Source organism: Acaryochloris sp. IP29b_bin.137, from assembly GCF_028285745.1.
Lineage (GTDB): Bacteria > Cyanobacteriota > Cyanobacteriia > Thermosynechococcales > Thermosynechococcaceae > Acaryochloris.
This window is the reverse complement of the sequence record NZ_JANQOP010000204.1, coordinates 1-12,320: the sequence shown is the minus strand read 5'-3', so window position 1 is coordinate 12,320 and position 12,320 is coordinate 1. Positions and strand designations below refer to the sequence as shown.

Genomic DNA, 12,320 nt, shown 5'->3' with positions numbered 1-12,320 from the left:
AAAAGCTGGCCCAACGGTCAGCTTTTTTTATCGCCAACAGAATGTTTAACATTCGTAACCCCTTGCCAATCGAGTGAACTGTATCGAGCCATCAGACTTAATATATTTCTAGGTCACCCGTCCGGAGTCTCTGTATGTCTCAGTTAATTCAAGCGGTCCTAAATAGTGATGAAAAAACGGATTTGCGACAGTTCGCCAGCGAAGTTCATAATCAGCCCGAACGCTATTTACTCCGTAACGATATCCTGAGCGTATTTGACACATTCTGTGAGAAATATCAGAAAACCCCTGCATTTCAGCTTTCTTCGCGCCTGCAAAAACTGATCTATTACACCCAGGAAATTCTGGTCGAGGATGAAAACCTCTATCTGATTATTCGTCCCAAGATAGCCTCTGAAGAGGCCTACCGCTTAGATCCGCGAGAGTTGGTTTACGAGCAGATCCAGGTTGCAGAGCTGCTGGATTTACGCGATCGCTTTGTAGGGCACTACCATCCCCAAGAAGGTGACATCCTCGAAATCGACTTTCGCCCCTTCTACGACTATTCCCCTGTGATCCGAGATCCCAAGAATATTGGGCGAGGCGTTCAGTACTTGAACCGCTACTTATCCAGCAAGCTATTTGAAGGGCCGCAACAGTGGCTTTTTTCCCTCTTTTCCTTTCTCAAGCTTCATTCCCATAACGGTACTCAACTACTGATCAATCAGAGAATTCAAAGCCCCGTTCAGCTTTCTGAGCGGGTAAAGCAGGCGATTAGTTTTGTCGGCGGGCTATCGGGAGAGCAATCCTACACCGAATTTAGATTTGACTTTCAGGATCTTGGGTTTGAACCGGGTTGGGGCAACACTGCCGCCCGGGTTTTAGAGACCTTAGAAATGCTCGATGAACTGATTGACTCTCCAGATGATCAGGTGTTGGAAGCATTCATTTCCAGAATTCCCATGATCTTCAAGATCGTTCTGGTTTCTATCCATGGTTACTTTGGTCAGGAAGGGGTTTTGGGCAGACCGGATACAGGCGGCCAAGTGGTTTATGTGCTGGATCAAGCCAAAAGCTTAGAGAAACAACTTCAGGAGGACTTACAGTTTGCCGGACTCGATACGCTAGAAGCCAAACCCAAGCTGATTATTTTGTCTCGACTGATTCCCAATAGCGATGGCACCCTATGTAATCAGCGGTTGGAAAAGGTTCATGCCACAGATAATGTTTGGATTCTGCGCGTTCCGTTTCGCGATCTCAATCCGAAATACACTCACAATTGGATTTCCCGATTTGAAATTTGGCCATACCTGGAAACCTACGCCATTGATGCCGAACGGGAGTTGCTGGCAGAATTGCGAGGATTACCAGATCTGATTGTGGGTAACTATACTGATGGGAATTTGGTGGCGTTCCTGCTGGCTCGCAGGCTTGGAGTGACGCAATGTAATGTGGCCCATGCCTTAGAAAAATCCAAGTATCTGTTTAGCAATCTCTATTGGCAAGACTTGGAAGAGCAATATCATTTTTCCATGCAATTTACGGCTGACCTGATTGCCATGAATGCGGCCAATTTTATTATTACCAGCACCTATCAAGAAATCGCAGGTCGGCCGGACACCATCGGCCAGTATGAAAGTTATCGCTCCTTCACCATGCCTGACTTGTACCACGTGGTCTATGGGGCAGAATTGTTCAGTCCTAAATTTAATGTTGTTCCGCCTGGGGTGAATGAAAGTGTCTATTTTCCCTATACAAGCAGCCAAGAGAGAACCCCAGGGGACATCGAACGCTTGGAAGAATTGCTCTTTACCCTCGAAGATCCAGAGCAGGTGTTTGGTCGGTTGGAAGATCTGGATAAACCACCCCTGTTTTCGATGGCTCGCTTGGATCGGATCAAAAATTTGACTGGCTTGGCGGAATGCTTTGGTCAACATCCTCAACTTCAAGAACACTACAATCTAATTCTTGTTGCGGGGAAACTGAGAACCAGTGAGTCCGTTGATCATGAGGAAATTGGCGAAATCGAGCGATTGTATCGCATTATTGATCAGTACAACTTACATGGAAAAATCCGTTGGTTAGGGGTTCGCTTTCCGAAGCAAGACTCGGGTGAAGTTTATCGAGTCATTGCAGATCGTCAAGGGATCTTTGTCCAACCTGCTCTATTTGAGGCCTTTGGGTTAACGGTATTAGAAGCTATGATTTCGGGGCTTCCGACATTTGCAACCCGTTTTGGCGGCCCCTTAGAGATCATTCGGGATGGCATTGACGGTTTTTATATCAACCCCACCCACAATGAAGAAATTGCAGCCAAGTTGTTAGAGTTCGCCCACCAATGTCAGGACAATCCTGACTACTGGCAACAAATTTCGGAGCAAGCCATCGAACGGGTATACAGTACCTATACTTGGAAAATTCACACTAGCCGCTTGCTATCCCTAGCCAAAATATATGGATTTTGGAACTATTCTTCCAAAGAAAATAGAGAGGATATGTTGAGATACATTGAGACCATTTTCTACCTGCTATACAAACCTATGGCGAAAAAGCTGTTGGCGAAGCATATGGGTACGTAAAGTACAGATATGAGGATAAGTAGGACCAAGCCATTACTGCCATCTAAACCATCAATGGAACATTCTGGCACCCCTTAGCTGAACATTGGCTCCCACAAATATAGCTGGTTGAAATTCAAGATCTGCCTGACTCTACCAGTAGGACAGGTATGGTACTGGTCGCCAATACTGCCCGGGAGACAGAGCCCACAAAAACCTGTTGCCAAGGACGATGTCCCTTTTTTCCCATGATAATTTCATCAGCTTGGTATTGATGAGCTGTCGCTAATAATGAGTCTGACACTGCCCCTTTAACCACAACAAATTGATGAGGGACATCTAATAATAATTGGTGGATTTGAGTTTCTAATGTCTTGGGTGCAGTCGTTGAGTCTCCCTGTAGGGCATGCACCACAACAACATTCGCATGGCTCCGCCGAGCGATTTCTGCCGTCTTAGTTAAAACAGGGATAACCAGATCTGAAGTGTCTACTGCTGCCATTAATACGGTCTTGCGATCAATGATCACTTTGGTCGGATCAACGGGATCTTGTGTCAGCAATTTTGGAGCAAATGTAGGAATAGCCCATGCTCCAAGCGGGGCCGTGACTAAAATTGACAGGGCTGCAACAGCTAATATAATATCGCCCCCTTCTATGTTGAGACTGAGCGGAATCGCACCAATCGCTGCCTGAACCGTGGCCTTTGCCGAGTTTCCAGGTAAGAGGAATAACCGTTCCTTCCATGTCCAATTGCTTCTAAACGTTGAAAGTGTCCAGCCCACCATCCGCCCTACCATCAAACCAATGACCAGTAAGAGGAATCCAGGTAAAAATGATTGGCCCAAAATATTGAGTTGAATACTGGCTCCCATCAAGACAAACAGGATGATTTCAGCAATATTCCAAAGAGCATTAAAGCCAATTCGCAACCGCCGAGCGAAAGGGGGATCACGCTCAATCAGGAAAAAACCGAAGGCCATAACAGCCAGATACCCGGAAAAGTAGGGTAAGTATTCTGAACCAATAACTAGCAAAAGGGCTAAACAGGCCACGACCAAGACTTCTTGAATAAGGGTATTGATCCAGTCTGTGCTTTTAATCAAGAGCGTGGTTAATCGAGTTGCCAGGTAACCACACAAGACACCCAACCCAATTTGGAGAGCAATTTGAAGTGGGAGTAAAGAGATGCCCCAGGAGTGATTTGCTCCTGGGGTATGAAAATTTAGCAGCAGGCTAAAGGCCAGCAGAACCAACACATCCGATAATGCACTGCCGGTTAAAATGGCATCGGCAATTCCCTTACCCACCCCCCATCCCAAGTTTTTTAATCGCAACATTCCCGGGACAATAACAGCGGGTGATTCTGCACTGATGATGCAACCCAAAAGTAACCCTGTCGTCCAGCTGAATTGAAATAACAGCATCGCGGTAACTGCAATTGCGATCGCTTCACACATTGCAGGTAGAAATCCCAAACGTAAAGCGACGCTCCCCTGCTGAATGAGTTTATCCCGATCGAGTCCTAATCCAGCCCGCATCAAGATCACCATAACAGCGAACTTCCGCAACTCGGAGGCATTGGCAAACACTCCTGGACTGATTCGATTCAGCCCTTCCGGTCCTAGGAGGATGCCAACCAAAATCATACCGATTAGGCCTGGCGCTCCCAGACGCTTGACACACTGTCCAGCCCCAAATCCAGCTAATAAAATCCAGATTGTACTTTCTAGCATCCCCGACCCTGTCTATTCCTGACGAATAGTATGCAGGAAGAGAGGTCTTAATACCTAGCGGGCGAATGGCTGACCATCCAGGGGCGACCAGCCCTAACCTGCTCAAGACGGCGAGGAGGGGCCGACCGTTTGCGAGTAACCACCTGTGGGGTCTGATCATTCTGGGGAAAGCGACCGTTATTCAAACTAATATTCGGCGCAGAAATGAGTCGGTTCGCGACTTGATCACAACTTGAGCACTGGACGGGTGAATCCAGCTCGCTGATTTGAAGCCACTTTTCGAATTCACCACAGTTGTCACACCGATAATCATATACAGGCATCTAACTTTTTTTCCTTGGAAAATTAGGGATTGTGAAATGAGAGAAGATTGAGTGCTGCAAAAACAACAGCACTCAATCGTTGAGGAGAAAGGCACGTCGTTGAGAGTTGGTAAAACGGGTTAATCTTACGTGGGTAGGATATCTTGATCAAAAATGGCAGTGGGTAAGGCGAGGGTACAGCAGGCGTTTGGGACATCAACAATGCCGCTGACTCGTCCTTCAACAGGGGCACAACTCAGTAATAAGTACGCTTGTTCCCCTGTAAAGCCAAAATTCTTTAAATAGTTAATTGCATTTAAACAAGCCCGACGGTAGGACACATGAGCATCCAGGTAATATTGTTCTCCTGAAAATTCATCCACCGAAATTCCTTCAAAAATCAGATATTCGGAGTAATGAGGCTCAACTGGACCTGGTTTAAAGATGGGGTTGATCATCGAGTATTTCTCCATGCCGCCCTTGATAATATCGATGTGTAAATCGAGATACCCTGACATCTCAATTGCCCCACAGAATGAAATCTCACCATCTCCTTGAGAAAAATGAATGTCCCCCATGGAGAGCTTGGCCCCTTCTACGTAAACCGGAAAATAAATTCGAGACCCCTTAGACAGGTTTTTAATATCACAGTTTCCGCCGTGTTCCCTTGGGGGAACTGTCCGTGCAGCTTCATTTGCAACCCGATCAAAATCAGGCCCTGGGTTGGCATAGCTACCTAGTTTTCCTAGAACTGCATAATTGGGGTTAGGTAACGCTGCATAAGGAGGAATCTTCGGTTTCCAAGGTGGTCCCCAACCGCTGTCCCCTTTATCAACCAACGATTGTTCTCGGTGATTCCAAGTATCTAAAAGTTCTTGGGAAGGCGCACAACCAATCAGACCAGGGTGGGTAATCCCTGCAAAGCGAACGCCAGGAATATGGCGAGTTTTGGTGTAAATCCCTTCTAAATCCCAACAGGCTTTTGCCGCTTCAGGAAAATGATCCGTCAGGAACCCACCTCCGTTATTGCGATCAAATATGCCTGTAAAGCCCCACTCATCTCCTGGCAAAGCCCCAATATCTAGCAAATCAACAACGAGAATATCTCCTGGCTCTGCGCCATTGACGTGAATGGGACCACTGAGAACATGAACAACCTGCAGCTCAACATCTCGAATATCGCTGGGGTCATCGTTGTTTCCAATTTGTCCATCGGTCCAATCTTTACATTCAATCCGAAAAATATCTCTTGGATTGACAGAGACAACAGCAGGAATATCTGGATGCCATCGATTGTGACCGGGCACCTCTTGTTCATGCATTGGCTTTGTTAGATCTATTTTGAAGAGAGTTTCGGGCATAGTGATGCAGTCCTAATTAACAGTTAAGAACGAAAACATATTTGTATCCACTCATCTACAGACCGATCCCAAAATATCAATTTCAGAATGAATATGGTTGCTAGGCTAAGATAGGGATTATTGGTGAAAAGTTAAATTAGATACAAGTAATTAAAGATTAATAAAAATATTTATTGTCCTAGAGATGTATTTATTCTTCTTTTGATATCTAATGCATATATCAACTATCAAAACTACCATTACAGTAGACATATGATTAATTTATATATCTACTAGCCAAAGATTAAGACAAGAAACTGTATTGATTTTAAATTTGACTGCTTCTGTAAGTTTTTTGGTGCTCGGATTATAAATAAAAAGTTTTATATGCAGTTCGATTAAACATAGACTTTAAAATTGAAAATATTATATTCAGGTCGGCATGTTTACCAAATGCTTTCCTAGAGACAGCTCTGGGATTCAAGTATCTAGATATGATATTTATGTCTATATAATTTTCTTGTGTAAAAATTTACTTTATTTATCTGAATTAGCTAGATTAAATTATTTTAACTTTGCTTGTAGACTATAGGTATTGATCGTTGTTTATCGAGTTAATCAGAATAATAAATTAGGTGATTGAGTAAGTCGATACCTATGAAAACAATGCCATTTTAGTCTTTTCAATCATTTTCTTGAAAATCAATAAACCAAAAAAGACAACATCATGAATCGCCTATATTGTACATGGCAAAAGAAAAAGCCTACGAAGAACATAGGCTGGAGTGAATCTAACTATAAATATACAATGAATAAATATTGATAATGTTTAGTATGCTACCGAATGAGTGATTTCTAAAAGCAAGAAATTGACTTACAGAAAAAATCAGAGTTATGCGATAGCATTGACTCTGATTTTTGGGGTGAAGTTAAGAAACACAAACTTTTGATGATATGTTGAGGTACCCAATACGATCTTAACCTCAACATATCATTAGCCCGGAATCATGTATTCTTTTCAAGACTTTTCACTTAAGTAACGGGCTGCCTTACTGTAACGGGTTCTGATTGTTTAACAGGGATGTCTGGCATCTTGGAGGTTTGATTAGGAATACCTTCAATAGGACATTCTTGAGTTCCCACTGTTGATCGGGTCAATTCCTCCACCTTCTTCTTCGCTTTTTCAGGATCCAGAATCCATTCCCTGTAGAAGTCATAAGGACATTCCATCATCCCTTTATTTCCATCCCCTGAGTTGATCATGCCTGTATAACCTCGATGCAATAACTTAAAGAGATGGTTTTGTGATTGGGCATGTGCGCGAAAATCTCGAATCGCAAATTTTGATAGTGCAGCATATTGAATACCATTTTCTTCTTCACCACATTCTCCAAGGGTCCGACCATCAAAGCCCACGATTGCAGAATGTCCGAAGTAACTATAAACACCATCAAATCCAGCAGCATTAGCAACAGCCACGTAAGTGTTGTTCATCCAGGCCATTGCTTCCGAAACAATGATTTGCTGTTCCTTGGCAGGATACATGTAACCTTGACAACGAATCACTAACTCTGCCCCCTTCATCACACAATCTCTCCAGATTTCAGGGTAATTACCATCATCACAAATAATGAGGCTAATCTTTAAGCCTTTTGGCCCATCTATGACATATGTGCAATTACCGGGATACCACCCTTCGATTGGGGTCCAGGGCATAATTTTACGGTACTTCTGAACAATTTCCCCCCGGTCATTCATTAGAATTAGCGTATTGTATGGGACTTTCTGGGGATGTTCTTCATGCCGCTCACCAGTTAGTGAAAATACGCCCCAAACCTTATTCCGTATACAAGCTTTAGAAAAAATATCCGTTTCAGGCCCAGGAATAGTTGAAGCAGTATCCATCATTTCTTGAGCGTCATACATAATGCCGTGGGTCGAATACTCAGGGAAGATGACCAGATCTAAACCAGGTAAACCAAGCTTCATCCCGTCTATGACCTTAGAAATATTGTTGCAATTGGCTAGCACCTCATCTTGAGTATGTAACCTTGGCATTTTGTAGTTAACGACTGCAACACCAACAGAATCTTGACTAGAAGAAATATCACCATGAAAAGCCATCAGAGTCTCCTATTTTTTTAGAATTCACAAGGTATTTAGGCCTTCTTCGATAAGAGATATATTAGAAAGCAATATCTGATACAAGAATTGAAAGAACCTAGTTCTCTCACTAAGTGAATTCATTTAATAGCCAATACTAATCTATAAGTATCTGTAAGTTAATAGTGAAGCTATTGGTTTGATCAATAGCAGTATTAACAAGAACAATACTGCTTAGACATGCTTAGTTAGATAAATCTAAAATATTAGTCTTCTCAAGGGTTTTTGCCTTAGTAATAAGAAGAGCAGGCAGTCTTGTAAATTATATTTTCATGACATATGCATGTAGCTCATATGCGAATCAAATCGCTGATTCACCTTTTTTAATATCTTGGCATCCAAGACAACAAAAACAATTTAAATCTACAGTAATCTTTTTAGATAAGGATATTATATTGCTACCTGCATAACTTGTTTTATCTGTATTGGTTGAGCAATTTATGCATATGCCTATAAATAGTGCATAGGGCAAAACGCCATTGGATTTTTTGTTTTTCAAGATTTACATCCTTTGTCTTTAAGAGTAAGGACATTGAGGTTTCGCTTGACTATATCCATAGGAGTTTCGCTTCTAAACTGTTGTGTTTTATACCTGTTTTGGTTTGTTAAAACTATGACAAATTCTCAAAAATCCTCTGTAGGTATTAGTCGTCGAAAATTTATTCAGTACAGCTCATTAGCTGTTGGCTCCGGTATCGTTGCTGCATGTTCAAGTGGTGCCTCTACACAAGATTCTGCAGACTTAGGAGAAAATCCAATCAAAGTCGGCGTTATGTATTCCACAACGGGCACAATTGCCATCGTGGAAAAATCGCTACAGGATGCCACATTTTTAGCTATTGAACAAATTAACTCAGGTACAGGTCCTTGGGAGGGGAATGGAGAAGGGATCGCGGGGCGTAAGATCCAGAAGGTTGTTGTCAATCCAGACTCGAATTGGGATTTGTACAATCAAATGTCCAAACGTCTTATCGATGAGGATAAGGTCGTCTGCATCCTGGGGTGCTATACATCAGCAAGCCGAAAATCAGTCTTACCTGTTTTTGAAGACAAGGATGCTATTCTCTACTACCCAGTTTATTACGAGGGAAATGAGTGTAGCTCAAACGTCTTCTACACTGGGGCAGCCCCCAATCAACAAATCACGGATTCCATTCCCTATTGCCACAAGAATTTTGGCCCCAAAGGATTCTTTATTGGCTCCGACTACATCTACCCCAAAGAAAGTAATCGAATTGCTAAAGCAGAGCTAGAAAAAATTGGTGGAAAAGTAGTGGGGGATGAGTACGCAGCTCTTGGTACGACAGAATTTATTACAATCATCAACAAAATCAAAGCAGCTAAGCCTGATTTTGTCTTAAGTAATCTTGTTGGAGATAGTATCCCCGCCTTTTATCGACAGTTTAAGGATGCAGGGATTACTGCAGATAAAATTCCAATTATGGCCTATCCAACCACTGAGGAAGAGATCCAGGCTATGGGACCTGAATATTCATCAGGTCACTATACGAGCTTTAACTATTTTCAAACCGTAGATACACCTGAAAATAAACTTTTTGTGAAACAGTTCCAAGAAATGTTTGGGAAAAACCGTGTTACCAATGGTGTGATGGAAGCGGCTTACTTGCAGACCTTCTTTATGGCTCAGGCCATGAAGAAAATTCTTGATGAAGGCGGAGAACTCAATACTGGAACGATTCGCGAAGCAACTAGAGGACAGGAATTCAATGCACCTCAAGGGCGGGTCAAAATAGATCCGGATAATTACCATACCTACCTTTATTCCAGAATTGGGAAATGGAAAGAGGATGGCCAAGCAGAAATTGTCTTTTCTACAGATGCTGCAGTGAAACCCATTGCATGGAGTCAGACACTCTACAAAGGTAGAACCTGTGTTCATCCTACCCCTGATACTCGGGTAGATCCTACGGTTGAAACAGGCAAAGATTTAGAACCGAAGTATCTATCTTAGTTCGGGTTACCACTATCAAACCTTTCGCCTTTTCAGTATGTTGGATTAATTCTATGTTGGAATTTTCACTCTCTTCAATATTTTCATCACCCTATTTTTTGCTAGCTCAGGAAGAAGCATCAGCGGAAAGTTTCGATATTTTTACCCTACTTAACCAGGCACTTAATGGAATTGGGATTGTAGGAATTTTGCTTCTAACAGGATTGGGGCTAGCCATCACCTTTGGGGTTATGCGAATTATCAACTTGGCCCATGGTGAATTCATCATGTTAGGAGCATATGTCACCTTTGTGTTTCAAGATGCCTTCGATATGGATCTGCTAATGACGATTCCTGTGGCTTTTTTGATAACCGCTCTAATAGGTGCATTCATAGAAGTTACCATCATTCGGCGGCTTTATGGTCATCCTCTAGAAACACTATTGGCCACTTGGGGGTTGAGTATTGTTTTACAAGGGGTTGTCAAGCTAATTTTTACAGCCCAGTTAAAGTATGTGAAAGCTCCTGCCTACTTATCTGGCAATTTACCCCTATTTTCAGATGAAAATGGTGCAGCTCTGGTTGCTATTTCCTACTACCGTCTGTTTATTGTGGGAGTCGCTTTAGCACTATTAGGACTCACTCTATATCTTTTTTATGGAACTTCATGGGGGAGACAGATTAGAGCCGTTACCCAAAACCGGGGTATGGCAAAGTGTTTGGGAGTGAATACCAAACTGGTTGACATGGGGACTTTTGCCTATGGCTGCGGATTGGCAGGAGTAGCGGGTTCAGTGATTTCGGCCCTCAAGTCTGTGGCCCCACCTATGGGACAAGATTACTTAGTGGATGCCTGGATGGTTGTCGTAACGGGTGGAGTAGATAAGCTGATCGGAATTTTAGCTGGCTCTTTGTTGATTGGTGAAGCGAATGCGATCATCGCTTTCATCCTCAATGATCCACTAGCTAGAGTCATTGTGCTAGGGGCTGTGATTGTACTTATTCGTTACCGACCAGAAGGTCTGTTCACAGTTCAGAAACGAGCATAGTTCACTTGATTCAAGAAGCTTAGATTAACTATCAGAGGTTTTGGCATGACGAATATTGTCATGGGGTATAAACAGTCAACATTTCCTAAAAAAATAGTTGCTGTTAGTTGTATTTTTCTAGCTATTTTTATCATATTACCCTTCACTTTGAATAGCTTTCAGCTTTCTTTAATGTCAAAGCTTTTACTATTTGGGACATTGGGGATTTCTTTAGATCTAGTTTGGGGATTTACTGGAATTTTGAGTTTTGCTCATGGTGTATTTTTCACTTTGGGTGGCTATGCTTCAGCTTATTATCTTAAGCTAAATCTTTCGGCTTCTTCTAATACCTATGGTGGGGAATTACCTGACTTTATGGTTTGGAATGGCTTGGAGGAACTGCCATGGTTTATTGCCCCTTTAAAATATTTTCCTGTGGCTTTAGTCGCAACTATTGCGGTGCCGGCATTATTCGCCTATGTCATTGGATACTTTATTTTTCGATCGAAAGTTAGTGGCGTTTATATCACCATTATTACTTTGGCAATCTCTTCCGCCCTAACAACTTTTTTTATCAGCCAGCAAGCGTATACCGGAGGCACTAATGGGATTACTGATGTCAGTAGTCTGACCTTGTTTGGTATCAAGGTTTCTGCAATAGGGTTATATTTTTTAATTTTGGCTTATACCTCCTTTGTCATGGCTTTGAGTTGGTGGCTAACGCAATCAAATTTTGGACTAATATTGCGCTCGATTAATGAGAATGAGAAACGTATTGCTTTTTTGGGCTACGATGTTGCTCAATTTAAGATCTTTATTTGGACCTTATCTGCAGCCATAGCAGGTATGGCTGGTGGTCTCTTTGTTCCTTTAAATCGGTTTATTTCACCCGTTTACTTAGCGGTTGCTTTTGGGACTCAGGTTGTTATTTGGGTAGCGATTGGCGGAAGAGGAACCTTAGTGGGTGCTCTGGTTGCTGCTATTTTACTGGGCCAAGTACAAAACTATGCTGAAAAAGTAACTCAAGACTGGCAATTGATTGTCGGAATTTTACTGTTAGTTGTTGTTCTATTTCTGCCAAATGGATTAATGAGTTTGTTGCCAAAACGAGCCAAAATGGAAAACTTATCAAAGCTAAAGCCAATACCCATGTCGGTATTGACAAAGAAGTCAAACACCTCCGGTAAAACCGGAGGCTTGGAAGAGCCCCTTAAAGGGGATTTAAGTCGCTGGTCATAAACTCTCACTTTTTGCTCTTGACGGC

The 12,320-nt window shown here is 42.5% G+C and carries 8 protein-coding genes; 4 read left to right on the top strand and 4 right to left on the bottom strand.

The window, feature by feature from the left end; translation table 11 throughout:
• The first annotated feature begins 134 nt into the window (after positions 1-134).
• The gene (locus Q0991_RS14600; RefSeq protein WP_299489502.1) at positions 135-2,558 is read left to right on the top strand and encodes a sucrose synthase; all 2,424 of its coding nucleotides are present in this window, start codon (positions 135-137) and stop codon (positions 2,556-2,558) included.
• A 115-nt stretch (positions 2,559-2,673) separates the two neighbouring features.
• On the opposite strand, the gene Q0991_RS14595 is transcribed toward Q0991_RS14600, so the two are convergent.
• From Q0991_RS14595 to Q0991_RS14580, 4 genes are all read right to left on the bottom strand, one after another.
• Positions 2,674-4,272 carry a cation:proton antiporter gene (locus tag Q0991_RS14595; protein ID WP_299489501.1) on the bottom strand — a complete coding sequence of 533 codons (1,599 nt, stop codon included), beginning with the start codon at positions 4,270-4,272 and terminating at the stop codon, positions 2,674-2,676.
• 47 nt (positions 4,273-4,319) lie between these two features.
• Entirely contained in the window at positions 4,320-4,595 is a 276-nt protein-coding gene (locus Q0991_RS14590; RefSeq protein WP_299489500.1) for a zinc ribbon domain-containing protein, read from the bottom strand.
• A 125-nt stretch (positions 4,596-4,720) separates the two neighbouring features.
• Positions 4,721-5,935 carry a formamidase gene (fmdA, locus tag Q0991_RS14585; RefSeq protein ID WP_299489499.1) on the bottom strand — a complete coding sequence of 405 codons (1,215 nt, stop codon included), beginning with the start codon at positions 5,933-5,935 and terminating at the stop codon, positions 4,721-4,723.
• A gap of 1,011 nt (positions 5,936-6,946) precedes the next feature.
• Positions 6,947-8,038, bottom strand: coding sequence for an aliphatic amidase (locus Q0991_RS14580; protein ID WP_299489498.1), 1,092 nt, complete (start codon positions 8,036-8,038; stop codon positions 6,947-6,949).
• A 652-nt stretch (positions 8,039-8,690) separates the two neighbouring features.
• Here Q0991_RS14580 and Q0991_RS14575 point away from each other — a divergent pair.
• The 3 genes from Q0991_RS14575 to urtC are packed head-to-tail and all read left to right on the top strand — an operon-like array spanning position 8,691 to position 12,295.
• On the top strand, positions 8,691-10,049 hold the full coding sequence (locus Q0991_RS14575) for an ABC transporter substrate-binding protein (RefSeq protein WP_366524964.1): 1,359 nt from the start codon (positions 8,691-8,693) through the stop codon (positions 10,047-10,049).
• 53 nt (positions 10,050-10,102) lie between these two features.
• On the top strand, positions 10,103-11,077 hold the full coding sequence (urtB, locus tag Q0991_RS14570) for an urea ABC transporter permease subunit UrtB (protein ID WP_299489496.1): 975 nt from the start codon (positions 10,103-10,105) through the stop codon (positions 11,075-11,077).
• 45 nt (positions 11,078-11,122) lie between these two features.
• Complete coding sequence (gene urtC / locus Q0991_RS14565) at positions 11,123-12,295, top strand: urea ABC transporter permease subunit UrtC (RefSeq protein ID WP_299489495.1); 1,173 nt, start codon at positions 11,123-11,125, stop codon at positions 12,293-12,295.
• Positions 12,296-12,320 lie beyond the last annotated feature (25 nt).